A 24,164-nucleotide genomic window follows, 5' to 3' on the forward strand; every position below is an offset into this window, starting at 1 on the left:
ATGGTCGAGGCCGTGCTGCGCTCCCTCTCCCCGTTCTTACGGGGAGAGGGTTGGGGTGAGGGGCTGTTTCCGCATCGACGGAGAGAGACGCGTTCGCGGAGACTCCCCCGGATTGCATCTGGCGATGCAATCCGGCCTCTCCCCGCACGCGGCAGGGGTGTCCGGGGAATGATTCACTGTGTCGCGGTGCATGCTCGGCAGGACCGAGGCAAATCGGTCTTTTCTGGTTGTCGAGACACAGAGGGCCGAGCATGCGATATCGCGGTAGCATTTTTGGAAGGCTGCTTGAACCGATCAATCGACGGCAGTTTCAGACGGTTGTGGATCGTCTGGACGGGGATGCCTACGACAAGTCGTTCAGGAGCTGGGATCATCTGGTGGCGCTGATCTATGCCCAGCTTAGCGGCAACAGCAGTCTGCGCGGGGTGGTGACTGGCTTCAACGCCAATTCGCAGCATCACTATCACTTGGGAACCGGCAAGCTGTCGCGCTCGACGTTGTCCGATGCCAATGCCCGCCGTCCGATCGGCATTTTCGCGCAAACCTTTGCGGCGCTGTCGGCGATGGCGCGTCGCCAGCTGCGGAGTGAAGGCATGGAGATGGTGCGTCTGATCGACGCCAGTCCGATCCCGCTCGGCAAGGTCTGCAGTTGGGCGACGTGGAACGGCCGCATCCGCGGCATGAAGCTGCATGTCGTCTACGACCCAAGGAGCGATGTCCCGACCTGCGTCGAGATGACGGCCGCGAACGTCAATGACATCGAGATCGGCCGACAGACCCCAATCCAGCCCGCCACCACCTATGTGTTTGACAAGGGCTATTGCCGTTTCGACTGGTGGCAGAAGATCAATGATAGCAAGGCTTTCTTCGTTACCCGGGCGAAGACGAGCATCCGTCTTCGCTCGCTCAGGCATCGCGCCATCCGCAAGCGTAACGGGGATGGCTTCGAAATCCTTGCCGATGACGAGGTGAAGCTCACCAGCAAGGGCGATTCGCGCCTTCCAATCCCGCTCCGCCGCATCAAGATCAGACGCGAGAAAGGCGGCAAGATCACACTCCTGACCAACGACCTTGCCCGTAGCGCCGTCGAGATCGCCGCCCTCTACAAGAGCCGATGGCAAATCGAGCTGCTGTTCCGCTGGATCAAGCAGCATCTCGATATTCGCAAGTTCCTCGGCGCCAACGACAACGCGATCCGCCTTCAGGTGCTCGCTGCGATGATTGCCTACCTGCTGCTGCGCATCGCCGCTCACACCAACTGCATCAAAATGCTCCCGCTCAGGTTCGCCGAACTCGTCGGCCAGCTCCTGCTCACGCGTCGATCCCTCGCTGCCATCGACAAACCTCCGCCCATCAACCCCAGCCGTCGGAAATCAACCATCTCACCTGACCAGATGGAGCTCCGCTATGCCTGAATTTCCCCGGACACCCCTGCGCACGCGGGGGCGAGGCCGAGTACGCCGCTCGTCCCTGGTCTACGACGCGAAATCGCGCGGGCTGAAATCGAGGTCGAGCACCTTCCATTCGCCATAGCGATCCCGCGGCAGCATCGCATAGGGCTGGCAGGCCTGCAGCGCATCGGTCGCGCTCTTCAGCAACAGCGGCCCCTTTTCCGAGGCGGTGGCTTCGATCAGCAAGGGTGACGCGGCGAGCTTGCCGTCAGGCTTCATGAACACCCTGAGCTTGATCTTCACGTCGTCGCCCGCGCTCAGCGTCGGCGGGAGCTTCAGGCAGGTCTTCAGGTGACGGCGGAATTCGGCAACCACGCTCGAGCCGACATCGGCCTGCTCGGTGGCGGCCGCGTCGAAATTGTCCTTGCCGGGTCCGAGGCCGGACGGCGCGCTGGCTGGCGGTTTCACGGAGATATCGGGCGGCAGGCCGAGCATGACGTTGTATTTGACCGAAAGATCAGGCTCGGGCTGCGCATAGGCAGGCGGCGACGCTGCCGCCTGTTGCTGCGCCGTTGGCTGGGGCATCGGTGGCGTTTGCTGTGCCGGCGTGGGCAGCGGCTCGGCCGCGGCACGTTGCGGCGCCGGGCTGGGCTTGGGCGCCGGCGGCGTCGCCTGCTTCTGCTGCGGTTGCTGTTGCGCGTTCTGCTGCGGCGCGGGCGCCTGTGCCGATGGTTCGGGCTTGGCCGAATCCACCGGCTTATCGAGCGACGGCAACTGCAACTCGGGCGTTGGCGACGGGCTCGGTGCCGGTTCGGGCTTGGTCTCGACCTCGGACTTGGCGACCTCCTGCGGCGTCACGATCTCGACCGGCACCGTGTCAGCGGCGACGGGATCGAATTGATGGACCTCCGAATAAAGGAAAATCAGCGCGAGCAGCATCAGGTGCACGAACACCGACGCCATCAGATCCGCGTTTGGCCGAAACTTCATCCCACTCGATCACATCAGTGACGTCTCTTCCCGCCCGGCCACAATACCGGCCGGAACCCGCCTGCCTCAATCCCCATTCGGTCCAAAGCTGCAATCGGCCAGCGGGGCATTAGCATGATCCGGATCAGGACCCAGCCATTTTTCCAAGACTTGATGCTTTCCAAGACTTGATGCTCAGGCAAAGAGCCCATGCGTCGCGGGGCTCATCATCGCGCGTCAGCGCCCCCGATCGCCGAGATCTCGCGCATGTCGTCAACCGACAGCTCGAAATCAAAGATGTCGATATTCTCCTGAAGGCGTTCGAGCTTCGAGGTGCGCGGGATCGCGGAGACATTCTGCTGCACCAGCCAGCGCAGGCTGACCTGGGCCGCGGTCTTGCGATAGCGGTCGCCGATCCGCGCCAGCGCGCGGTCGCCCTTGACCCGTCCCTTCGCGATCGGGCTGTAGGCAACGAACGCCATGCCGTGGCGTCGACAGGCCTCGATCACATTGGCCTGGTCGAGATAGGGATGGTACTCGACCTGGTCGCACGCCAGCGGCTCGGGACATGCCGCCACCGCCTCCTCGATCAGCGCCACGTTGAAATTCGAGACGCCGATATGCCGCGCCAGGCCCGCCTGCCTGACCCGCGCCAGCGCGCCGAGCGTCTCGGCAAGCGGCACCTGTGCATTGGGCCAGTGCAGCAGCAACAGATCGACCTCGGTCAGGCGCAGCCGCGCCAGGCTCTCCTTCGCCGACCGCTCGAGATCCTTGGCCATGAAATGCGTGGTCCAGACCTTGGTGGTGACGAACACGTCGTCGCGCTTGATGCCGGAGGCACGCAGCCCCTCGCCGACTTCGCGCTCATTGTCATAGATCTGGGCGGTGTCGATGTGGCGATAGCCGAGCCGCAACGCCTGCTCGACGATGCGCGCGCAGGTCCGCCCGCGCAACTCCCATGTGCCGAGCCCGATTGCCGCGATTCTGGCACCGTTGCCTTCGAGGACATTCATGCGCCCATTATGCGCGCATGACGAAGCCCTGCCAACTCGCAGTTCGGTTCCGCGATGGAACGTCGCGACGTCTCACTGCTCCGGCTGGTAGCCGTCGGTTAGCGTCTCCAGGAAGGCGATAATGTCGGCCTCGTCCTGCGCCGTCATCGCGGGCGTGTCGCCAAGATGGCGCTCGAACGGCGGATCGTTGACGTCGACATTGCCGTGATATTTTTCCGGCAGGTCATCGTACTTGCGCACCGTGCCGTCGGCGCTGCGCGGAAAGACCTTCTCCGGATTGGTATCGCGGAAGTTATAGAAGTCGAGCACCTGCTCGAGGCTGGTGAAGACGCCATTGTGGAAGAACACGCGACGCGTTGCCGTGTTGCGCAAGGTCGGCGTCAGAAACATCCCGCAATATTGCGTTTGCTCGGCAATGTCGGTGCGGTACGGACCGCAGACCCCGAGATCAAAATGATCGGGATCGCGGTTGCCGGCTAGCGCGGCGTTGCGCGGGGCGCCGAGCGCCTCATATTGGTGATCGGTGAACAGCGGCGGCAGACCGTCCCTGGTCGGCTGCGACGTATGGCAGCCGCCGCAATTGGCCTTGTCCGGATCGTTGAACAATTGCAGGCCGCGCAGCTCGCTCTCGTTCAATCGCGCCTTGCCCTCCAGCCAGTAGTCGAACTTGCTGGTGTAGGGATGGAAGCTCGACTCCTCCACCTGATAGCGCGCGACGGCAAACATCGCCTCCGCGACCAGCAGCCGCGTATTGTCGAAGACACCGGCGCCGAACAGCTCGGCGAAGCGCGGCGCGTAGCTCGCCTGGCGCAGCTTTTGCGCCACGATTTCGATGCTGCCGCCGTCCATCTCGTTGGGATCGAGCAGCGGGAATATCGCCTGGTCCTGCAGCGTATCGGCGCGGCCGTCCCAGAAAAGTCCGCCCTGCGGCACGATGTTGACCGCCGAGGCGGCAGTGCCGGTCGCGATCTTCTTGGCGCGCGGAGCCTGTTGGCCGAGCGCGGCCAGTTGGGCGAAGTCGACGACATTGTCGTCTTCGTCCTTTTCCGGCCCGATGCTGAAATTCGGCTGCCGCTCAAGATAGGTCAGTCCCGGCACGGCGCGCGTTCCTTGCCGGGATTGCGCGGGCCCGCCGAGCATCACTGGTCCATCATTGGGCGGGCCGTAGGCGTGGTCCGGACTGTGACAGGACGCGCATGACAATGCGCCCGACGAGGACGGCGACGCGTCGAAGAATATCTTCTGGCCGAGCTGCGCCATGGCGGACAGCGGAGCGACAGGCGGACGCCTGAGCTGCACCGGGTGCGGATTGGTCCCCGGAAGTCCCTGCGTCTCGACGGCCGCAACGGTGCCGGCCATGCACAGCAGGCCGGCGCCGAGAAGCCACAAGGTGCGGCCGTTCATGTCAGATCCAGTGTCGTTAAGCGTTTTCGCGCGAACCGGAGACCAGTTCGCGCGAGCAGAACGCGTCAGGGCAGAGCTTCGTTTCTGATTGGATCAGAACCGACGAGCGTTAGTGGTGATGGTGATCGTCCGGCGCGCTGACGATGACGGTGCCGGCGGTCGGATCGAGGAACAGCGTGTCCTGCCGATACTCGTGGTCCTGGCCGTGGCCGCGCTCGAAGTCGAACATGTCGGCGATCGATTCGACGTTGTCGTCGAACGAGCCGCCGCCGAGACGCTGACCGTGCAGCCAGTTGTCCTCGATGAAGCGCACCACGGACGCCTGCGAGATGCGGGTGTGGCTGACGTAATTCCGCTTGGCGAAGGGCGAGATCACCAGGAACGGGACGCGCGTACCGGGACCGCAGCGGCCGTTCACGGGCTGGCCGTTGAGGCCGTTCGGCTGCGTCTGCTTGCCGACACCGCGGCCGCACTGGCCGGGACCGTTGACCTGGTCGGCGGTCGGATCATACGAGGCGCTGATCGGTGCAAGGTACTGGTGGTCGTACCAGCCGTCGGAGTCGTCATAGGTGATGATGACGGCGGTCTCGCCCCACTCCTTCTGCTTCTGCAGGAAGTTGATCAACTCGACATTGCCGGCCTGCTCATCGAGCGGATCGGAGTTGCCAGGATGACCGTCCTGATAGGCCGGCATCTTGATGTAGGAGACGGCCGGGAAGTTGCCGGCCTTCACCGAAGCATAGAAGTCCTCGAGATCGTAGGCATGATTGGCCGGATCGAGCGTCTTGCTGCCGGGCATATAGGAGTGTCCGACCGCATTCACCGAGCTCGGTCGCGCATGGGTCGGGTTCGCGGTCGATTTGTAGTACTGGAACCAGGCGTGGTGCGGGATGTAGTCCACGACGGTGCCGTTGACGTTGCTCGAGAACGTGCTGCGGCCGCAGTTGGTGGTGCCGTTGCTGTTCTTGAGCGTAAGGTCGAAGCCGCCCATGAAGCTGCCCCAGCTAATCTGCTCGGCATTGAGCAGGTCGCCGATGTTCTTGCTGGTCATCAGGACCTGGCTGGTCGTGCTCGAGCAGGCATCGTAGGCAGGGTCGGTATCACCGATCAGCGTCAGGCCGCCCTGGCCGTCGGCGATCGACGATGACGAGCCGACGATGTTCTGCGCGCCGTTGGTCTGGCCGGAGATCACCTCGAGCGCGCCGGGCGTCGACGGACCAAAGGTGTCGGTCCAGCTGTTGTCGCTCATCGCGAAATTCTGGGCGTAATTCCAGAATGCGGTGACGGTGTTGCCGTCGAAATAGCCCATCACCTGCCCGTTAGTGCCGAACGCGCCGACGCCGCCGGCGGTGCCGCGACCGGTGAATTTCGGAAACAGGTCTTCCTTGCCGTTGTCGACCGCCTGCTGCTCGGGCGTATAGGCGTGGTTCTGCGACTTGGTGTTGGCCTGGGTGCGGTCGAGGCGGAACGGATTGGTTGCGCCGGTGCCGTTGGCCGGATTGGTGTTCGGGTTATTGGTCAACAGATTGGCGCTGGCGAGATTGTTGACCTTCGGCGTATGCGGCTTCGCCGTGAACGGAATCGAGCCGGTCGGGTTGGTCGCAACCGGGTAGGTTGCGAAGTAGTGATCGAACGAGCGGTTCTCGTTGAAGATGACGACGAGATGCTTGATCGGCGTTTGGGTGTGGATGTCGTGCGGATGATGATCGTGGCCGTTATTGCCCTTGTTGTCGTCCTGAGCGGCGGCGCTGCACATCACCGCAGCGGCAGCAACCAGACAGACTCCGACCGTCGAAAGAAATTTGGTTTTCACCGTAGTGCCCCTTTTTATTTTTAAGGATTTATGACGTCGACCTGCGACAAGTTATCCACCACCGATGACAGCGCTGTGTCGGTCGAATGAATGCGACGAACGATGATGCGCGCTCATGTCCGCATCGGTTGCAGATATCGGGGGACCAATCTTTGCGCGCATGACAGACGCCCTCCTCTTCCGTCTCACGCGATCGGCTATCTGTGGACGCGGTTTCGGTCACAAGACATGGAATTGAACGGATCGCGTTGGAGATGACTGCAGCAGTCAGCAATCATGCGAACAGGTTGTGCACCGCCGGCCGTCGCGGCTTGCTCACGCCCGAAAAAAATCCGCGCCTTCCGGGGATGTGTCCCGAAAAGCGCGGATGCTTGGTCTGGTGGCGGATGAAGGCCGCGATTCAACTCGGCGTGAAGCCTACCCCTTCATTCCAGTGATCGAAGCACTGACCGCGCGCGGATCGCGCTGCGGCCAGCGGCCGCTCTCGACCTGCGCCAGGAATTCGCCGACGATCCGGTTGTATTCGTCGGGCTCCTCGATGTTGATGGCGTGGCCGCAGTTCGGCATCACCGCGAGCGCGGCCGACGGGATGCTCTGCTTCATCAGGATGCCCGGCAGCAGGCAAGGCCAATCCTCGTCGCCGGTGATGATCAGCGTCGGCACCTTGATCCGGTTCATCTCGTCGACCAGCGTGTAGAGCGAAGGGCGCTCCTTCTGTACGCCCTGCTGGGTGTTGGCCGATCCCACCGCCGAATGCTCGGCCAGCATGGCCTTGAACTCGGCATGGCCGCGCGGGTCCTTGTTCTCGTACTGCACGCGGGTCGGCCCGTAGGCGTAGCGCTCGGCGAAGGTCGGCATGCCCTCCTTGCGGATCATGCCCGCGATCACGTCGGCCTCGGCGCGAAACGTCTCGCGCTTGTCGAGCTCGGCGCCGTAGCCGCAGCCACCGATGCATAGCGACCGCGCCCGATCAGGGTGACGTAATCCGAAATGCAGCGTCGCAAAGCCGCCCATCGACAGACCGACGATATGCGCCTTCGGCGCGCCGATATGATCGAGCACCGCCAGGATATCGTCGGCCGCGCGCGCCTGCGAATAGGACGAGACCTGCTCCGGCACATCCGACGGCGGAAAGCCGCGCGCATTGTAGGCGATGGTCCGGAAGCGCTTGCCGAAGTGCCGCATCTGCGGCTCGTAGCTGCGCAAGTCGCCGGCGAACTCGTGAACCAGGATCACCGGATGCCCCGATCCGGTCTCCTCGAAATAGAGCCGCACTCGGTCGTCTGTCACAGCATAGGGCATGTTGATCTCCTGCCTTCTCTCTTTGCTTGTTACGGATTTGGTCGCGTTACGGAATGGTCGCGGCCTTCGGCGGCTTGGCGCGGGGCAGATAGGTGCCGTGGTCCTTGCCGCCAATGAGCGTACCGTTATCGACGACGACCTTGCCGCGCACCATGGTCAGCACCGGCCAGCCCGTGACCTCGAGCCCCTCATAGGGCGTGTAGTCCGCGCCGTCGTGGATCAACTCGTGACGGATCGTCACCTTGCGCTTCGGGTCCCACAGCGCGATGTCGGCATCCGAGCCGACCGCGATCGTACCCTTGCGCGGATAGAGGCCGTAGATCTTGGCATGGTTGGTGGCGCTGAAGGCGACGAAGCTGTTGAGGTCGATCCGCCCCTTCACCACGCCTTCGGAGAACAGGATCGGCAGCCGCGTCGCCACGCCCGGGATTCCGTTTGGCACCCAGCGGAAGCTGGTACGTCCCTTCGGCGCAAGCTTGCCCTGCGGGTCGTCGTAACGGAACGGACAATGGTCCGACGAGAATACCGAGAACACCTTCTGTTGCAGACCTTCCCAGCAAGCCTGCTGGCTGGCGACGTCGCGCGGTGGCGGCGAGCAGACGTATTTTGCGCCTTCCATGTTGAGCTGATCGAGATCCTTTTCGGTCAGCATGAGGTACTGCGGACAGGTCTCGCCCATGACCCGCAAGCCCCTTTGCTGCGCGCGCCGGATTTCGTCCATCGCCTCGCGGTTCGAGACATGCACGATCATGATCGGCACGTCCACGAGCTCGGACAGCGAGATCGCGCGATGGGTGGCCTCGCGCTCGACCGGGATCGGCCGCGACGTCGCATGGAAGCGCGGCGCGGTGTTACCGGCGCGCTCGAGCCGGTCGGTCAGGAAGCGGATGGCGTCGAAATTCTCCGCATGCACCATCAGCATGGCGCCGGTCTCGCGCGCGACCGACATGGTTTCGAGCAGTTCGCGGTCCGACAGCGCGAGGCCCTCATAGGTCATGAAGACCTTGAGCGAGGTGTAGCCGTCCTCGACAAGCGCCGGCAGTTCCTGGCCCAGCACATGCTCGGTCGGATCGGTGAGGATGAGATGGAAGGCGACGTCGACATGGCACTCGCCTTCGGCCAGCGAATGGTAATGCTTCAGCGCCTCGCGCAGGGTCTGGCCCTTCTCCTGCAGACAGAACGGCAGCACGGTGGTGTTGCCGCCGAACGCCGCCGATCGCGTGCCGCTGGCAAAGCCGTCGGCCATTACGATGCCGTCGCCGGACGGCTGCGCGAAGTGGACATGGCTGTCGATGCCGCCGGGCAGCACCAGGCGGTCGGTGGCGTCGATGATCGTGGCTGCATCGCCGAGATCATGGCCGAGCGCCGTGATCTTGCCGCCGCGGATACCGACGTCGCAGGCGAAGGTGTCGGCCGCGGTCACCACGGTGCCGCCGCGGATGATGGTGTCGAAGGACATCAGTTTGTTCCCTCCTTCGGTGAGCGGTGTTCGATGATTGCGGCGAGTGGCTCGGCCAGCCCGCGCGTCGGCTTCGGATCGGGACGGCGGAAGGTGCCGGCCACCGCCTTGCGCGGCTTGAGCACGGCGAGCGTCTCCGCCTGCCGCACCGCCGCCGCGACCGGATCGACCACCGGCACCGGAATGCGGTCGCGGACTTTTGCCGCGAGTCCGGCAAGCGGTGCGCCCGACAGAATGACGACGTCGGCGTTGTCCTGATCGACCGCACGGTTGGCGAGCGCGACCAGCAGCTCCTCCTTCTCGGCCTGCACCTCCGAGATCGACTGGAAATGACCGTCAAGCGTGCGAATGCCGGCGCAGCGCGAGCTCAGCCCGTGCATGGCGACGCATTCCTCGTACCAGGGCGCCAGCGCGCCGGCGAAGGTGACGATACCAAACCGGCGGCCGAGCATGCAGGCCGTGAGCATCGCGGCTTCAGCCAATCCCACGACGGGGAAGGCGAACAGCTCACGCGCGCCGAACAGGCCGGGATCGCCGAACGCCGCGATGACAGCGGCATCGACGCCGGGGCCGGCTTCGGCCAGCATCTCCAGCGCGATCGCACCACCGATCTGCGCCTCGGCGCGGGTGGCGATATAAGGCACGCCGCGCGCGGCGGTGAGCGGCACGAGCTCGGTGCCGGCCGACGCCGCCTTGCTGCCGGCGGCATGGAGCAGATCCGTCACATCAGCCGTCGTGTTGGGATTGAGCAGCAGGATCTTCATGGCGCAACGTCCCTCGTCTTGCGGCCGCGTGGCCTTGCCGGTGCCTCCGGTGCCGCGGCGTCGTCCGCCTTGTCGTTCATTGCCTTGGCATCCAGCGTCTCGGCGACGATCTCGCCGGTGCGGCGCACGTGGTGGGCCAGTATCTGCCCGGCCCGGGCCGCATCACGCGCCTTCAGCGCCGACAAAATCTCCTGATGCTCTTGCACCGATTCATCCCAGCGGCCGAGCACCGACAGCGCGAAGAAGCGCGCCCGCTCGGCCCGCGCCAGCAGCGCCTCGTGCGTCGCCTTCAGCACGGCATTGCGGGCGAAGCCGACGATCGCCGAATGGATCTGCTGATTAACTTGAAAATAATCGCGCAGCTCGCCGCGGCCGTGATGCCATTCGATCTTGTCCTGCAGCGCCGCGAGCCGTTCGAAGTCGTCCGGCTCCATGCGCAGTGCGGCGAGCTCGGCGGCGCAGCGTTCGATGCCGCTGACGGCCTCGAACAGTTCGGCGAGTTCGGCACGGCGGAACGGCGCCACCACGGCGCTGTGGTTGAGCCGCAGCTCGACCAGGCCCTCGCTCGCCAATTGCTTCAGCGCCTCGCGCAGCGGCGTGCGCGAGACGCCGAGCGCGTCGGAGAGGTCCGCCTCCCCCAGCGATTGCCCCGGCGCCAGCTCGCCGCGCACGATCATGGTGCGCAGCCGCGCCGCAGCCTGCTCGTGCAGCCCAACCCGCGGCACGCGCAGACGGCGCCGTTGCAGCGCGGTCATCGCGCGCTTGGGTTCCTTGTTACGTCTGGTCGCCTTGGGTTCAGTCACCGCTTGCCTTCACTGTCATGATTGGAGATCGCGCCCTCCCACGTGGATCGCGGCGGCCGCGCGCAGATCGGGGTTCGAGAACAGGCTGCCCCAGCCCTGCACGCGCGACGGATCGCAGCCGGCCGCGGCAAGGCATGCCCACAGCGTCACCGCAATCGAATCCAGCACCGGGACGCCAAATCCGCGCTCCAGCCGCTCGGCCGCGCCGGCGCCGCGCATGTTGGTACAGAGCACGACGGCGGCATCGCAGCCCTCGCGCACCACCTCCTCGATCAGCCGCGCGACCTCGGCCTCGCTGACCTCGGCAAAGGAGAAATTGTCCTGCAGCGACAGATGCCGCTCGGCAAAACAGTGCAGCCCTTGCGAATTCCAGTTGGCGACGATCCGCTCCTGCACGTCCTTGCGATACGGCGTCACCAGCCCGATGCGGCTGGCGCCGATCCGCCGCAACACGTCGCGATAGGCCAGCACCGTGGTACAGGCCTTGATACCCGTTGCCGCCGTGATCTCTTCGCACAGGCTCTCGTCGCGGTCGAAACCGAGCCAGCTTGCCGAGGTGCCATTCCAGGCGATGACGTCGACCTTGGCATGCGCCAGCAGCTCGGCCGCGCGAAGAATCTCGCTGGCGTCGAACTGGCGCAGCGCCTGCTCCGACAGCGCGATCTCGGTCACCTTGAAGCGCGAGAAATGCGCCGAGACGTCGTCGACGCCCGATAGCATCGCGCAGGTGATCGGCTCGAGCGCGGTATTCGACGACGGCGTCAGCATGCCGAGCCGGACGGGACGTGTCATTGGTGAGCCTCATCAAGCGGCCGAATCCTTGGCGGATTCGGCCGCATCCGTTTTAGACCGGGAGCTTGCGGCTGTAATCGATCAGGGTCGAGCAGATCAACAGCGCAATGCCCGCGGCGGCGAAATACATCAGGGCCAGGAAATAGGAGCCGGTGGCCTGCACGATGAAGCCGACGATCAGCGGCGTCGTGATGCCGGCGATGTTGCCGCCGAGATTCATGCAGCCGCCGAGGAAGCCGGACTTGCCGCGGCCCGCCAGCGCCGACGGAATCGCCCAGTACATGCCGCACCAGCGCAGGAAGAACAGCGTCGTCGACAGCAGCACCACGACCGCAACCGCGTTGGTGACGTAGGCGACGAGGAAGATCGACACCGTCGCCATGATCGCCGCGATGCCGAACAGCGTGCGGAACACGGTGTTGGGCGACCCTCCCCGCTCCCGCCAGTTATCGCCGATCCAGCCGCCGACCAGTTCGCCGACGAAGCCTGCGAAGAAGATGATGAAGGACGCGCCGCCCAGCGCCTTGATGTCGAAGCCGTGCACCTTGAACAGGTAGGTCGGCATCCAGGTCAGCAGCCCGTAGAACGTGGTGTTGAAGAACATCCAGCCGAGGCACATGCACCACACCGAGCGAAACCGGAAATACGCCATCCAGCTTGCGCCCGAAGACGGCGGCGTCGCCGCATCCTCGATCGCGTGCGCCTCCTCGAGATAGCGCGCCTCGGCTTCATTGACCGACGGATGCTCGCGCGGCACGTTGCGGATGTAGTACCAGGCCCACAGCCCGCACAGCATGGTGCCGACGCCGGCGATGACGAAGGCGACGCGCCAGGAGCTGAACGCCGCCATCAACCAGGCGATCACGATCGAGCCGAGCGCCGCACCAAGCGGTGCGCCGCCGTCCAGCAAGGTGGCGCCGCGGCCGCGCTCGGTCTGCGTCATCCAGATCGCGTTGAGCTTGCCGCCGGCCGGATAGATCGGCGCTTCCGACGCGCCGAGCCCGAGCCGGGTCAGCAGCAGCAGCATCCAGCTGGTCGACAGCGCCGCCAGCGCCTGGAAGAAGCCCCAGAACAGCGTCGCGAGCGCGATCACGATGCGCGGCTTGAAGCGATCGGCGAGCATGCCGCCCGGCACCTGCATCAGCGCATAGGTCCAGAAGAACGAGCTCAGGATCAGGCCCTGCATCGCCGGATCGATATCGAACTCCTTGGCGATGACCGGCATCGCGACCGAGAGCGAGGCGCGATCGATATAGTTGATCGAAATCAGGAACAGCATCAGCAGGAAAATCTTCCAGCGCACGCCTGAAGGCTTTGCCGCATCTGCCATTGCGATGGTGGACACCTGATCGCTCATTGCTTGCTCCTCCCGACAGATTGTTTTGCCCTGCCGCGCCCCTCGTCCTTGACGGTCGCTGGCCTCTCCTGCCCTGCGCGAAGTCTGCTTCAAGGCGGCCAAACCGACAAGCACATTTTGTATTCTGCATGCAATTTAATATATCTCATTGATATAAGTCGATATTTTATCAATCTTGCGCTTCAATTGAGCAGCCGATGATCAGGAATTGGGCGTCAGGTCAGCCGCGCGAGGCAGGCGATTGCAGGGAATTGGCCCGGCGTCGCCGCTGCAACAAATCGCCCGCCTCGGTGCTCTGCTCACTGCAAAAAGGAGCGTAGCCCGCATGAGCGAAGCGACATGCGGGGACAAAACCAGCCCCGGATATCGCTTCGCTCATCCGGGCTACGTAGGCACGGACAGCGGCGCCCCCGGGGCCGTTGCCCGGGACGCAGTGAGTGAGCTAGCGACGGATGAAGGCCGCCACCACCGCGCTGGAGGTCGCGCAGACAGCGACCACCAGGAACACCAGCGACGTCTGGTTATGCTTGTCCATGAAGTGGCCGATCATCGGCTCGCCGAGACCTGCGAACAGATAGGCGAAGAAGTTCATCACCCCGGTCGCGGTCCCTGCCCGTTTGTGGCCGACCAGATCCGGGCACAGCGCCCAGAACGAGGATTGCGGGCCGTAGGTGAAGAACCCGCACAGGAACAGCACAGTCATCCCGAGAACGACGTCCGAGGTCGGGATCGCGTACATGCACAGCGAGGTGACCGCGGCGAGCGCCATGTAGAGCACGATGGCGAGGTAACGGCGCGAGCCGAACACCTTGTCGGAGACCCAGCCATTGCTGAACGCGCCGACCGCCATGCCGACCGGCAGCGCGATGCTGATCCAGCGCGGATCGATCACCGAGGCGGCGCCGGCCTTGGCCCAGTTGCTGCCGAGGAAGTGCACGGGCACCCACACCAAGAGGCCGTAACGCGCCGCGTTCTGGAAGCCGATCGCGACGCCGGCGACCAAAAGACGCCAGTTCGACAGCACCGCCTTGTAGCGCGCCAGCGAGCCCTCATCGGCGCTGACCGCAGTTTCCGCAGAGGCGACATCGTCGGCCTCGTCATGCGGCGAGGCAAAGCCCATGTCCTCGGGCTTCTCGCGCGCGATCAGGTAGAACGCGATGCCGCCGAGCAGCAGCAGCACCACCGGGATGCGGAAGATCCAGCGCCAGTCGAGCTGGAAGTAGCCGACCACGACCAGCGAGGTGACGAACGACAGCACCGAGGCAAGCCCCGCCGCGAATGTATAGAGCCCGTAGACCGTGCCGCGCTCGTGGCGGCCCCACCAGTTCGACAGCAGCCGGCTGCCCGGCGCCCAGCCCATCGACTGGAAATAGCCGTTGATGCCCCAGAACGCGGTGAGGCTGACGATCCCGGTCGACAGGCTGGTGGCCCAATTCATGATGAAGGAGAGGATCGCGCCGGCGCTCATCACGCGGCGGCCGCCGAACTTGTCGCCGAGATTGCCGTTGATCGCCTGCCCGACCGCGTAGCACCAGAGCAGCGCCGCGCTGGCCCAGCCCAGCGCCTCCTTGGTGACGCCGAACTCGGCCTGGATGCCGGGAATGGCGAAGCCGAAGGTTTGCCGCCCGGTGTAGAAGAACAGATAGCAGAACATCGCCGCGAACAGCATCCGCCACTGCGCGCGGCGGAACGATGTCGCAAGCTCCGGATTCTGCACTCCGACCGAGCCGACGCCCGATGGACTGAACGTGATCGACATTAAGGCCTCCCCTGATTGATTGGTGATTGCAGTCGGCCGCCGCGTTGTTCTTGTTGTCCGCGTGCGGCCCTCGTTCGGACGTCCCTATGCCGGCCAGGGCAGCGAATAGGTCTTGACGTTGGTGAAGCTCTTGATCGCCTCCTGCACGCCTTCCTTGTAGCCAAGGCCGGAATCCTTGATCCCGCCGAACGGTGACATCTCGATCCGGTAGCCCGGCACTTCCCAGACGTTGACGGTGCCGACGTCGAGCTCATTGACGAACCGCGTGATGTAGTCGAGCCGGTTGGTGCAGACGCCGGACGACAGGCCGAACGCGGTCGCGTTCGAGATCCGGATCACGCTGTCGATGTCGTTGGGCACGCGGATGATCGGGATCACAGGTCCGAAGGTCTCCTGCATCACCAGCTCGCTGGTGTAGGGAATCCGGTCGACCACGGTCGGCGGATAGAGCGCGCCGTCGCGAGCGTTGCCGTGCAGCAGCTCGGCGCCGTCGGCGACGGCGGCATTGACGCGGCGCTCGAATTCCTTCGCCGCGCCCTCATGGATCACGGTGCCGACGTCGACCGTCGGGTCCATCGGGTCGCCGCATTTCAGCTTGCCTGCCTTCGTCAGCACCAGCGCGGCGAAATCGTCGGCGACCGCCTCGACGCAGAGAATGCGCTTCACGGCCGTGCAGCGCTGGCCGGAATTCTTGGTGGCGCCGGTGACCGCGAGCTCGGCCGCCTTGTCGAGGTCGGCGTCCTCCATCACGATCAGCGGATCGTTGCCACCGAGCTCGAGCACCAGCCGCTTGTAGCCCGCCTTGGCGGCGATGTGCTTGCCGACCCTGACCGAGCCGGTGAAGGTCACGAGATCGGCGTCCGGATCGGTGATCATCGCATCGCCCATCGAATGCGGATTGCCGGTCACCACCGACAGCATCTCCGGCGGCAGCCCGGCTTCGTACAGCACGTCGGCGAGCGCGAGCGCGGTCAAAGGCGTCAGCTCGGTCGGCTTCAGCACCACGCGGTTGTTGGTCGCGATCGCCGGCGCGATCTTGTGGCTCACCATGTTAAGCGGATGGTTGAACGGCGTGATCGCCGAGATTGCGCCGAGCAGCGGCGTGCGCGTCGTGAAGATCTTGCGCGCCTTGCCCTGCGGGCTGATGTCGCAGGAGAACGTCTCGCCGTCATCCTTGATCGCGAGCTGGCCGGCAAAGGAATAGACGTCGTAGGCGCGGCCCGCCTCGTAGAGCGAATCCTTCCAGCACAGGCCGGACTCGGCGGTGATGAGCCGCGCGAATTCCTCCTTGCGCCCGGCCAGGATCTCGGCGGTGCGCAGCAGGATGCGCTGGCGCTCGTAGCGCGTCAGCTTCGGCTTGAACGCGGCCGCCTTGGCGAAGGCGCTGCGCACATGCTCCGGCCGCGCCGCCGGCACCGTGCCCACCACCTTGTTGGTGTAGGGACTGAAAACCTCGACATGCTCGTCGGTGTCGACGAGGCTGCCTGCGATCCGCATCTGCTCATGGCGAACGGCCGGGCTCTGGATGTTCATGGCACTGTCCTTGGGGTCCGAATGCGTCACTGGATGCGGTTGAGCGCGACGTCGAAGGCGTCGAAATTGCGCAGGGCGTGACCGGCGGGCAGCGCGATCCTGCGGTTGGCGATCAGCGGCACCCGCTCCTCGGTGAGCCCGCCATGCGAGCGCAGCGGCTCGGTCAGGCCTGAGAGATCGTGACGCGCCTCGCTGGTGCCGAGCACCTTGTGCCTGGTGGAGATCACGACGATGTCGCCGATCCGGTCCGGCGGCAGCTCGAACCTCGCGCAAGCCTCGTTGCGCGTCAGCGCGACCTCGATGCCGCCGGTCGCACGCAGCCGCGACAGCAGCGTATCGACGTTGGCGCCCTCCGGTGTGTAGATGGTCGCGAACGAGCCGAGCGAGCCGTGATGGGCGACATAGGGATCGGTGATCGGCAGGATCACGCGTGCGGCGCCCGTACCGGTCCAGTCGTCCATGACGTCCTGGAGGTAGATCACGTCGGGCTTGCCGTCGGGCAGGAACTTGTCGTTCATGCCGTGGTCGGCGGTCGCCACGATGTTGCAGCCGAGCGCATCCAGCTTCGCAAGATAGCCGTCGATCATCGCGTAGAAGTCGTTGGCGATCTTGGTGCCGAGCCCGACCTTGTGCTGGATGTAGTCGGTGGTCGACAGGTACATCAGATCGGGACGGTAACGCTCGACCAGCTTGACGCCGGCCGCGAACACGAAGCGCGACAGATCGGCCGAGTAGACCTCGGGCAGCGGCAGGCCGACGAAATCGAGCACATCATCGATGCCGTTCGCCGCCCTGGTGGCCTGGTCGGCCTTCTCGGACGAGAAGGCGATGGCGCGGCCGCTGGAATAGTCCAGACCGTACGCAAGCAAGGTGCGCAGCTTGTCCTTGGCGGTGACGGCGGCAACCTTGTAGCCGGCGTCGTGGACACCGGCGAGAATGGTCGGTGCGCGCAGGAACTTCGGATCGTTCATCATGACTTCGGCGTTGTTCGCCGTGTCGTAGAAGTAGTTGCCGGCGATGCCGTGCACCGCGGGCGGACGTCCGGTGATGATCGAGAGGTTGTTCGGATTGGTGAAGCTCGGGATCACGCTGGCGGCATGGACGTGCGCGCCCTCCTTCATGAAGCGCGCGAAGGTCGGCGCGACGCCGGCCTCGATCGCCCGCTCGATATAGCCGGGCTCCGAACCGTCGAGGCAAATCACGACGGTTGGCCGCGTCGGCGCCTCGTAATCGCGCCCGTTCACGGTGATGGTTTTACGATTGTCTTGCATGATGCCTCTCCTCGTCACTGCGCCGTCGTCACGCGTTCGCCGCGCTCGGCATCCGCTGCGTCTGCGCTGCCTCGATCAGCCGTTCCTTCGACCCTAAGAAGTTGCGGCCGCGCTCGCCCTCCAGCGAGTCCGCGATCAGCGCGTGCCATTCGGCGCGCTCGATCCTGTAGGCGGCCGGATTGCAGGAGATGCCGAGCCGCGCCATGAAGTCCTCGAGATCGTCGGCCGCGCGGGCCAGGTCGGCGCCGAAGATCTGCCTCAAGCTGTCCTCGCAGAGCCCGCCCGCCCCTTTGACGCTGCGCAGCACCATCGGCAGCGAGAACGAGCAGGCGATGCCGTGCTGGACGCCGTGCCGCAGCGTAATCGGATAGGACAGCGAATGCGCGATCGCGGTCTTGGTGTTGGAGAACGCAAGGCCTGCGAACAATGCCGCCTGCGCCATGCGGCTGCGCAGTTCGAGATTGCCGAGGTCGTTGGCGAGCTTCGGCAGCACCTCGAGGATGCTGCGTGCCGCGGCCACCGCGTGGTTGGCCGACACCGGATTGTTGTTGACGTTCCAGATGCTCTCCAGCGCATGCGACAGCGCGTCGAGCCCGGTGCTGACGGTCAGAAGCTGCGGCTTGCCGAGCATCAGGCACGGATCGATCACCGCGTGGGTCGGATAAAGCGACGGACGCGCCAGCGAGTATTTCTTGCCGTTGGCCTCGTCCCACACCGTGCCCCAGCAGGTCACCTCGCTGCCGGTGCCCGCGGTGGTCGGCACCGCGATGATCGGGATCGCCGCGAGGCGCTCGGCGCCCTGCTGCGTCTCCAGATAGGTTTTGACGGTCGCGAAGTCGCCGCCGGCGGCCGCGAACACCTTGGCGGAGTCGATCACCGAGCCGCCGCCGAGCGCGACGATCACCTCGGGCTGCCTCGCGAGCCCGGCAAAGCGCGCGGTCTGCTCGGTAAGCAGGCGGTAGTCCGGATTGGGCGCGACGTCGCGAATGGTCAGGACAGACGGTCCCGCCGCGGCGCGCAGCCGCCGCTCGAGCTCGTCGAAGATCGGCTCGCCATAGGTCACGAGCGCGTAGGCGCGCTTGCCGATCAGCCCCGGCAGCTTGTCGAAGCTGTCGGCTCCGAATTCGATCCTCACCGGGTTGGAATAAGTCCAGTCCATCCGCGCGTCCTCCGTTTGGCGCGAAGGTACGGCGCCGGCTGCTATTGACAAATTCATTCTACGGATGCGTTCTATTGATTATGTCAATAGTGTTCAGCCAGCTTCGCGCCTTCCACGCGGTCGCCACCCATGGCGGCTTCACCGCGGCCTCGCGCGTGCTCAACGTCGGCCAGCCGACATTGACCATCCAGGTCAAGGAGCTGGAGGAGAGCTACGGCGTCGAGCTTTTGATTCGGAAGCCGCGGCATACCGAGCTCACCGAGGCCGGCGCCGCGCTGTTCGAGATCACCCGCGGCATCATGACGTTCTGCGACGAGGCTCACGACCTCCTGGCCGCGCACGGCAAGGCGACCAAGGGCCATCTGCGGGTCGCGACCGTCGGGCCGTTTCATGCCACCGAGATCATCGCGGCGTTCAAGCGCGATCATCCGGAGGTGCAGATCTCGACCCTGCTCGGCAATTCCGAACGCACCTTCCGCCACATCGTCGACTTCGAGGCCGACGTCGCGATCCTGGCGGAGGTGCCGGAGGATCCGCGCGTCACCATGATCCCCTACCGCACGCACCGCGTGATCGTGTTCGTCAACCGCGACCATCCCTGGTTCAAGCGCAAATCGGTCAGGCTGCGCGAGCTGGCCGACCAGCCCATCGTGCTGCGCGAGCGCGGCTCGACCACGCGGCGCGCGTTCGAGGCGACGATGCAGGCCGAGGGCATCAGGATCGAACCGGTGTTCGAGATCGAGAGCCGCGAGGGTGTGTGGAAGGCGGTCGAGCGCGGCCTGGGCATTAGCGTCGTCGCCGACTTCGAATTCGTGCCGCATCCCAATCTGCGCGCGCTGGAGATCAGCGACCGCACCATCAAGACCCAGTACAGCATCGCGCATCACAGCGGACGCGGCCATTCCCCGATCATCAAGGCGTTCATCGACACGGTCCGGCGGATGAAGGGGCGTGATGCTACCGCGAGGGGGTCTTCGGCCCGGCCTTGAGCGCGAACAGCGCCAGCAGCGCGGCCAAGCTCAGAGCCGATGTGACCGCAAGCGTGTAGCCACCGAGCGGCGAGATCAGGAATCCGAATATGAGGGGCGCGAGGGCTTGAGACAGTCGCGACGGCGCGCCGAGCAGTCCCAGGCGGTAGCCGTAATCCTTCGGACCGAATATCGCCAGCGGCAGCGTGCCGCGCGCGATGGTCAGGATGCCGTTTCCGGCACCGTGCAACAGCGCGAACACCCCCGCGAAGCCACCGCCGAACAGGCCGATGACGCAGGCGCCCAAGGGATGTGTGATGCAGGCCAGGCGCGCTGACCAGAGCGGATGGAAGCGCTTCAGCAGGCTCGCTTCGACAATGCGTGCCGCCACCTGCGCCGGGCCGATCAGTGCGCCCGCCGCGATCGCCTGCGCCTGCGTCGCACCGAGCGACTCCAGAATTCGCGGCAGATGAACCGCCATCGCCGACGTCACGCTCCAGGCGGCGGCGAAGGCAAAGGCGAGCAACACCATGGCGCGGTCGATGGCAATGTGCGGCTTCGGCGTGTCGGCCGCGATCCGATGCTCCCGTTTCAGCTTGGGGATCAGGAGGCCGTTGAGCGGCAAACAGATCAGGATGTGCGCCGCAGCCCAGCCGAAACAGGTCCAGCGCCAGCCGATGGTTGCGAGCCCCCACGCGCTCAGCGGCCAGCCGATCGTGCTGGCAAAGCCCGCGATCAATGTAATGCCGGTGATGGAGCGACGGGCGGCGTTGCCGTAAATGCGCCCGAGCGCCGCGAAGGCGGCATCATACAGGCCAAGGCCCATGCCGACGCCGAGCAATAGCCAGCTCACCGCCATCAGCACGCCGCCCTGCGACAGCCCGAGCAGGATCAGCCCCGACGCCAGGATGAGGTTGGACGCGCAGAGCACTTCGCGTCCGCCCATCCGGTCGATCTGGCGGCCGACGCGCGGACCGAGCAGCCCGGAGATCACCAGCGCCATCGAGAACGCGGCGAACAGCCAGTTGGTCGAGATGCCGAGGTCCCGCGCGATCGGGTCCGCGAGGATGGCGGGCAGATAATAGCTCGACGCCCAGGCAAGGGTTTGCGTGGTCCCGAGCGCAACAATCAGGACGTTGTCTGCACGGCGGCTCATCCGGCGCGCGCACCCGGCGTCCTGGGCGGGACCACTTCTCCGTCCTCCTTGACGAATTGGCCAATGTCAGTGGCGAGAAGTTCAAGCACAGCCTCGGACGGCCGGCACAGTTTCACGCCGTTCGGCGAGACCACGATCGGCCGATTGATCAGGATCGGATGCGCGATCATGAAATCGATCAACTCGTCGTCGCTCCATTTCGGATTGGCAAGGTCGAGCGCTGCATAAGGCGTGCCTTTCTCGCGGAGCAGCGCGCGGGGCGTCATGCCCATGGCCTTGATCAGCGCGATCAGCGTGTCGCGCGCGGGTGGCGTCTTGAGATACTCGACGATCTCCGGCTCCTCCCCGCTTTGGCGGATCATGGCCAGCGCGTTGCGCGACGTCCCGCAATCGGGATTGTGGTAGATCGTGATCGTCATCGGATTGCCTCCATCTTCGTTTCGCTCTGCCGCAGGAGCCACGTCATCAGCGCCAGCGCGGCCATCGCCCCCAGAATCTCGGCGACGATGAATCCCGGCAGGTCCTGCGCGCGGATACCGGAAAACGTATCGGTGAATGATCGCGCGATGGCAACGGCTGGGTTGGCGAAAGACGTGGAGGCGGTGAACCAGTAGGCGGCGGTGATGTAGAGCCCGACCAGCCATGGGATAGCGGCCTCGCGAAACCGCACGCCACCGATGATCGTTGCAACCAGTCCGAACGCGGCAACGAATTCCGCAAACCACTGCGGGAACCCGGTCCTCGCCTTGGCGGAGAACTCCAGGAGCGGCAGGCCGAACATGGCATGCGCGATCATCGCACCCAGGACTCCCCCGAGCACCTGCGCCGCGACGTACTGCGCGGCGTGCGGCGGGCGGAGCTCGCCCTTGAGCGTGAACACTAGCGTCACCGCCGGATTGAAATGCGCGCCGGATATCGGTCCAAGGATCGTGATCAGCACCACCAGGATGGCACCGGTCGGCAGCGTATTGCCGAGCAGCGCCAGGGCCACGTCCTTGGTCAGGGTTTCTGCCATGATGCCGGAGCCGACGACGGTCGCGACCAGAAGCAACGTGCCGAGACATTCCGCCACAAGGCGCCGTGGCAGATCGAAATCGCGCATCACGCACGCGCCTTCTTCTTGCTGGTGGAAGGCTTGCACTGGGCGGCGGCGAGCGCCGGCGCGCAGATCTCCGGGTGGCCCGCGCAGCAATCCTTCATCAGGAAGGCGATGAGGTCACGCAAACCGGTGAAATCCGCCGAGTAGATGATCGAGCGCGCCTCGCGGCGCGGCACGATCATGCCGGCGTGCTCGAGGTCCTTCAGATGGAACGACACGTTGGATGGCGACACCTCGACCGCCTCCGCAATCGCCCCCGCGGCCATCCCCTCGGGACCCGCCTGGACCAGCAGCCGCACGATCCGCAGCCGCGTTTCCTGCGACAACGCGGCGAAGGCGGTTCGGGCTTGACGCTCCTCCATCTTTCGATAATCCTACAATTCAACAATCGTTGAAATGAGGATAACAGCCATGGACACGCTTGCCAATACCCGTTCGATCGTCGGCGCCCTGCTTCCGGTGGAAGAGCTGTCATCCGCGGCCCTCCTTTCCGGCCTTGAGGCGCACAAGGAGAAACCGCTGATCTTCAGCTACGACGGCCGGGACGTCCGCCCCAGCTACCACGTGACCGAAGTCAAGACCGGTTCGTTCAGGGCGCTCGATTGCGGCGCGAGCCCGGAGAGCTGGAGCGAGACCTTCATTCAGCTCTGGGACATCGAGGAGGAAAACCGCGGTCACATGCCGGCCGGAAAATTTCTTGCGATCATCCGCAAGGTCGACGAGGCCGTCGGCTTCGACCCGCAAGCCCGGCTGACGTTCGAGGTGAGCGACGGTGTTCGGCCGATGCAGATCTATCGCGCCGAACGCATGGATGCCGGCGACGCGGCGATCCGCGTCTATCTCTCGGCGCGTCCGTCGAGCTGCAAGCCGCGCGACCGATGGCTCCAGGACCAGCAGTTCTGCTGCGCACCGAAAGCCAAACAGCCGTGCTGCGGGTGATGGATGCTTGAACGTCTGATATGGCCAGACGTGTCACGCGGATTGGCGCTCGCGGCAAGACTGCCCGGAAATTGCCGATCACTGAGTTGCCCGACAGGTCAAGCCTCCGAAGCAAAAATATTTCGCTTTATCCGAAGCGCAACTCAGTGTATGAATAACGCGTCTCACCCGATCGAGGGGCGCTGCGCATCGTCACGGGTGTTGCGGTGAGATGCGGTGGACGCGGCAAGCGCAACTGACGAGTGCGCATGATGCGGACGGCGAAATCGTGCAGGCCTGACGCCCTAGCGGCAGGTGTCCTCTCGCAAAGTGCGCAAGCGTTTGCGAGGGCGGCGACAAAAAAGCCCAGTCTCGCCGGGGAGAGCACGTATAAGCCGTAACCCATCGCGCAGGGAAAGCCGGGTTGTTTCCGGTTACACCTGTGGTCCTACCCCCGAGCTTTCTACCTTTTGCTCGGGGCCCATGGGTGCGATCGGCACCCGGCTTTCCCTGCGCCCTCTGTTCAAGAGAGGGCGGAACACAAAGCAAAGCTCGGGCAGATCATGTCGCGAGGACGCGGAAGCTTGATTCACAGCTCGCGCAACACGCTCGCTGTCGTCCCTGCGAAAGCAGGGACCCATAACCACAGATCGGCATTGTTGCGGGACGGTCGAACGAACGAGTCCCGTTCACAACACGGGCCGCGGAGTATGGGTCCCTGCTCCCGTGCGCAATTGCGCACTAGGCAGGGACGACACCGAGATTGCAGCGATGATAGAGCGCGCCCTACCCGCTCAAGCCGCCGTCGGCTCGCTCGACAGCGCGGCGAACACCGTCTCCGGCGAATGGGCGATCACGGCGAGCAGCGCGCGGGCGGGTCCACGCGGCGCGCGCTTGCCCTGCTCCCAGTTGCGGATGGTTTCCACCGGCACGCCGAGCTTGGCGGCGAATTCGAGCTGGGTGAGCTGGGCCCGGCGGCGCAGATCGCGTACGGCCGGCTGCGCTGCCGCAGGCTGCATCGCCGCCTGGTCGGGATGTGCGGGCACGAGCGGGATTTCCTGCCCGTCGCGCAATTCGACGATCCGTCCGTCCGCCTTGAGCCGCAACCGCTGCATGATGGCCCCCGTGATGGCCGCTTGGAGATAGCGGCATCATCGATGAAGCGCGTTAAGTTCGGATTAACGATAAGCGGCCCGGCGCGGCTCGCGCCCGGACCATGCGCCGCCCTGCCCGC

At 64.9% G+C, this 24,164-nt stretch carries 22 protein-coding genes; 3 read left to right on the forward strand and 19 right to left on the reverse strand.

What is annotated here, in order from left to right; all coding sequences use genetic code 11:
- Positions 1 to 251: 251 nt before the first annotated feature.
- The gene (locus ACVMDN_RS19610) at positions 252 to 1,415 is read left to right on the forward strand and encodes an IS4 family transposase (protein WP_057015126.1); all 1,164 of its coding nucleotides are present in this window, start codon (positions 252 to 254) and stop codon (positions 1,413 to 1,415) included.
- Between the two features lie 60 nt (positions 1,416 to 1,475).
- Here ACVMDN_RS19610 and ACVMDN_RS19615 read toward each other — a convergent pair whose 3' ends face one another.
- The 14 genes from ACVMDN_RS19615 to psrA all read right to left on the reverse strand — a co-directional run bounded on the left by ACVMDN_RS19615 (position 1,476) and on the right by psrA (position 18,789).
- On the reverse strand, positions 1,476 to 2,381 hold the full coding sequence (locus ACVMDN_RS19615) for a hypothetical protein (protein ID WP_456835049.1): 906 nt from the start codon (positions 2,379 to 2,381) through the stop codon (positions 1,476 to 1,478).
- A gap of 206 nt (positions 2,382 to 2,587) precedes the next feature.
- Positions 2,588 to 3,373 (reverse strand): aldo/keto reductase, encoded by a 786-nt coding sequence (locus ACVMDN_RS19620; RefSeq protein WP_456835048.1) that lies wholly within the window; start codon positions 3,371 to 3,373, stop codon positions 2,588 to 2,590.
- Positions 3,374 to 3,445: 72 nt separating this feature from the next.
- Positions 3,446 to 4,777 (reverse strand): cytochrome-c peroxidase, encoded by a 1,332-nt coding sequence (locus tag ACVMDN_RS19625; protein WP_456835047.1) that lies wholly within the window; start codon positions 4,775 to 4,777, stop codon positions 3,446 to 3,448.
- Positions 4,778 to 4,886: 109 nt separating this feature from the next.
- Positions 4,887 to 6,533, reverse strand: a complete 1,647-nt coding sequence (locus ACVMDN_RS19630) for a phospholipase C (protein ID WP_456835867.1) — start codon at positions 6,531 to 6,533, stop codon at positions 4,887 to 4,889.
- A gap of 474 nt (positions 6,534 to 7,007) precedes the next feature.
- Positions 7,008 to 7,892, reverse strand: coding sequence for an alpha/beta fold hydrolase (locus ACVMDN_RS19635; RefSeq protein WP_456835046.1), 885 nt, complete (start codon positions 7,890 to 7,892; stop codon positions 7,008 to 7,010).
- 46 nt (positions 7,893 to 7,938) lie between these two features.
- On the reverse strand, positions 7,939 to 9,351 hold the full coding sequence (gene hydA, locus ACVMDN_RS19640) for a dihydropyrimidinase (protein ID WP_456835045.1): 1,413 nt from the start codon (positions 9,349 to 9,351) through the stop codon (positions 7,939 to 7,941).
- Positions 9,351 to 10,115 (reverse strand): aspartate/glutamate racemase family protein, encoded by a 765-nt coding sequence (locus ACVMDN_RS19645; protein ID WP_057020829.1) that lies wholly within the window; start codon positions 10,113 to 10,115, stop codon positions 9,351 to 9,353. Before ACVMDN_RS19645 ends, hydA begins: the two co-directional genes overlap by 1 nt.
- Entirely contained in the window at positions 10,112 to 10,918 is an 807-nt protein-coding gene (locus ACVMDN_RS19650; RefSeq protein WP_456835044.1) for a GntR family transcriptional regulator, read from the reverse strand. The genes ACVMDN_RS19645 and ACVMDN_RS19650 overlap by 4 nt, the downstream gene beginning before the upstream one ends.
- Positions 10,919 to 10,933: 15 nt before the next feature.
- Positions 10,934 to 11,710, reverse strand: coding sequence for a maleate cis-trans isomerase family protein (locus ACVMDN_RS19655; protein WP_076834556.1), 777 nt, complete (start codon positions 11,708 to 11,710; stop codon positions 10,934 to 10,936).
- 52 nt (positions 11,711 to 11,762) lie between these two features.
- A complete protein-coding gene (locus ACVMDN_RS19660) occupies positions 11,763 to 13,067 on the reverse strand; it encodes an MFS transporter (protein ID WP_057020831.1) in 1,305 nt (434 codons plus the stop codon).
- Between the two features lie 442 nt (positions 13,068 to 13,509).
- The gene (locus ACVMDN_RS19665; RefSeq protein WP_210262819.1) at positions 13,510 to 14,826 is read right to left on the reverse strand and encodes an MFS transporter; all 1,317 of its coding nucleotides are present in this window, start codon (positions 14,824 to 14,826) and stop codon (positions 13,510 to 13,512) included.
- 84 nt (positions 14,827 to 14,910) lie between these two features.
- Positions 14,911 to 16,359: a phosphonoacetaldehyde dehydrogenase gene (gene phnY, locus ACVMDN_RS19670; protein ID WP_456835043.1), complete on the reverse strand. Its 1,449-nt coding sequence runs from the start codon at positions 16,357 to 16,359 to the stop codon at positions 14,911 to 14,913.
- Between the two features lie 26 nt (positions 16,360 to 16,385).
- Positions 16,386 to 17,633, reverse strand: coding sequence for a phosphonoacetate hydrolase (gene phnA, locus ACVMDN_RS19675; RefSeq protein WP_456835866.1), 1,248 nt, complete (start codon positions 17,631 to 17,633; stop codon positions 16,386 to 16,388).
- A 25-nt stretch (positions 17,634 to 17,658) separates the two neighbouring features.
- Positions 17,659 to 18,789: an iron-containing alcohol dehydrogenase PsrA gene (gene psrA / locus ACVMDN_RS19680; protein WP_456835042.1), complete on the reverse strand. Its 1,131-nt coding sequence runs from the start codon at positions 18,787 to 18,789 to the stop codon at positions 17,659 to 17,661.
- 80 nt (positions 18,790 to 18,869) lie between these two features.
- Between psrA and ACVMDN_RS19685 the strand changes: the two genes are divergently transcribed.
- The gene (locus ACVMDN_RS19685) at positions 18,870 to 19,778 is read left to right on the forward strand and encodes a LysR substrate-binding domain-containing protein (RefSeq protein WP_057020835.1); all 909 of its coding nucleotides are present in this window, start codon (positions 18,870 to 18,872) and stop codon (positions 19,776 to 19,778) included.
- On the opposite strand, the gene ACVMDN_RS19690 is transcribed toward ACVMDN_RS19685, so the two are convergent.
- From ACVMDN_RS19690 to ACVMDN_RS19705, 4 genes are read right to left on the reverse strand one after another with little or no spacing between them, the layout of a single operon-like run.
- Complete coding sequence (locus ACVMDN_RS19690; protein WP_316395081.1) at positions 19,747 to 20,913, reverse strand: MFS transporter; 1,167 nt, start codon at positions 20,911 to 20,913, stop codon at positions 19,747 to 19,749. The two genes, ACVMDN_RS19685 and ACVMDN_RS19690, sit on opposite strands and share 32 nt — an antisense overlap.
- The gene (arsC, locus tag ACVMDN_RS19695; RefSeq protein ID WP_057020837.1) at positions 20,910 to 21,332 is read right to left on the reverse strand and encodes an arsenate reductase (glutaredoxin); all 423 of its coding nucleotides are present in this window, start codon (positions 21,330 to 21,332) and stop codon (positions 20,910 to 20,912) included. The genes ACVMDN_RS19690 and arsC overlap by 4 nt, the downstream gene beginning before the upstream one ends.
- Positions 21,329 to 22,015 (reverse strand): aquaporin, encoded by a 687-nt coding sequence (locus ACVMDN_RS19700; protein ID WP_456823037.1) that lies wholly within the window; start codon positions 22,013 to 22,015, stop codon positions 21,329 to 21,331. The genes arsC and ACVMDN_RS19700 overlap by 4 nt, the downstream gene beginning before the upstream one ends.
- On the reverse strand, positions 22,015 to 22,374 hold the full coding sequence (locus tag ACVMDN_RS19705; RefSeq protein ID WP_057020839.1) for an ArsR/SmtB family transcription factor: 360 nt from the start codon (positions 22,372 to 22,374) through the stop codon (positions 22,015 to 22,017). The genes ACVMDN_RS19700 and ACVMDN_RS19705 overlap by 1 nt, the downstream gene beginning before the upstream one ends.
- Positions 22,375 to 22,423: 49 nt before the next feature.
- Here ACVMDN_RS19705 and ACVMDN_RS19710 point away from each other — a divergent pair, with 49 nt between their 5' ends.
- Positions 22,424 to 22,951 (forward strand): DUF6428 family protein, encoded by a 528-nt coding sequence (locus ACVMDN_RS19710; protein WP_456835041.1) that lies wholly within the window; start codon positions 22,424 to 22,426, stop codon positions 22,949 to 22,951.
- Positions 22,952 to 23,724: 773 nt separating this feature from the next.
- Here the strand turns inward: ACVMDN_RS19710 and ACVMDN_RS19715 are convergent.
- A complete protein-coding gene (locus ACVMDN_RS19715) occupies positions 23,725 to 24,045 on the reverse strand; it encodes a helix-turn-helix domain-containing protein (RefSeq protein ID WP_028343385.1) in 321 nt (106 codons plus the stop codon).
- Between the last annotated feature and the right edge of the window lie 119 nt (positions 24,046 to 24,164).

It is taken from the genome of Bradyrhizobium sp. USDA 4510 (assembly GCF_054059095.1).

Bases quoted from the DNA above. Each gene is read 5' to 3' on its own strand.
- ACVMDN_RS19610 (WP_057015126.1), top strand. From the start codon at position 252: ATGCGATATCGCGGTAGCATTTTTGGAAGGCTGCTTGAACCGATCAAT.
- ACVMDN_RS19630 (WP_456835867.1), bottom strand. From the start codon at position 6,533: ATGTGCAGCGCCGCCGCTCAGGACGACAACAAGGGCAATAACGGCCAC.
- ACVMDN_RS19635 (WP_456835046.1), bottom strand. From the start codon at position 7,892: ATGCCCTATGCTGTGACAGACGACCGAGTGCGGCTCTATTTCGAGGAG.
- ACVMDN_RS19690 (WP_316395081.1), bottom strand. From the start codon at position 20,913: ATGAGCCGCCGTGCAGACAACGTCCTGATTGTTGCGCTCGGGACCACG.
- ACVMDN_RS19715 (WP_028343385.1), bottom strand. From the start codon at position 24,045: ATGCAGCGGTTGCGGCTCAAGGCGGACGGACGGATCGTCGAATTGCGC.
- arsC (WP_057020837.1), bottom strand. From the start codon at position 21,332: ATGACGATCACGATCTACCACAATCCCGATTGCGGGACGTCGCGCAAC.
- ACVMDN_RS19620 (WP_456835048.1), bottom strand. From the start codon at position 3,373: ATGAATGTCCTCGAAGGCAACGGTGCCAGAATCGCGGCAATCGGGCTC.
- psrA (WP_456835042.1), bottom strand. From the start codon at position 18,789: ATGGACTGGACTTATTCCAACCCGGTGAGGATCGAATTCGGAGCCGAC.
- hydA (WP_456835045.1), bottom strand. From the start codon at position 9,351: ATGTCCTTCGACACCATCATCCGCGGCGGCACCGTGGTGACCGCGGCC.
- ACVMDN_RS19705 (WP_057020839.1), bottom strand. From the start codon at position 22,374: ATGGAGGAGCGTCAAGCCCGAACCGCCTTCGCCGCGTTGTCGCAGGAA.
- ACVMDN_RS19665 (WP_210262819.1), bottom strand. From the start codon at position 14,826: ATGTCGATCACGTTCAGTCCATCGGGCGTCGGCTCGGTCGGAGTGCAG.
- ACVMDN_RS19710 (WP_456835041.1), top strand. From the start codon at position 22,424: ATGGACACGCTTGCCAATACCCGTTCGATCGTCGGCGCCCTGCTTCCG.
- ACVMDN_RS19615 (WP_456835049.1), bottom strand. From the start codon at position 2,381: ATGAAGTTTCGGCCAAACGCGGATCTGATGGCGTCGGTGTTCGTGCAC.
- ACVMDN_RS19660 (WP_057020831.1), bottom strand. From the start codon at position 13,067: ATGAGCGATCAGGTGTCCACCATCGCAATGGCAGATGCGGCAAAGCCT.
- ACVMDN_RS19685 (WP_057020835.1), top strand. From the start codon at position 18,870: ATGTCAATAGTGTTCAGCCAGCTTCGCGCCTTCCACGCGGTCGCCACC.
- ACVMDN_RS19645 (WP_057020829.1), bottom strand. From the start codon at position 10,115: ATGAAGATCCTGCTGCTCAATCCCAACACGACGGCTGATGTGACGGAT.
- phnY (WP_456835043.1), bottom strand. From the start codon at position 16,359: ATGAACATCCAGAGCCCGGCCGTTCGCCATGAGCAGATGCGGATCGCA.
- ACVMDN_RS19700 (WP_456823037.1), bottom strand. From the start codon at position 22,015: ATGCGCGATTTCGATCTGCCACGGCGCCTTGTGGCGGAATGTCTCGGC.
- ACVMDN_RS19655 (WP_076834556.1), bottom strand. From the start codon at position 11,710: ATGACACGTCCCGTCCGGCTCGGCATGCTGACGCCGTCGTCGAATACC.
- ACVMDN_RS19625 (WP_456835047.1), bottom strand. From the start codon at position 4,777: ATGAACGGCCGCACCTTGTGGCTTCTCGGCGCCGGCCTGCTGTGCATG.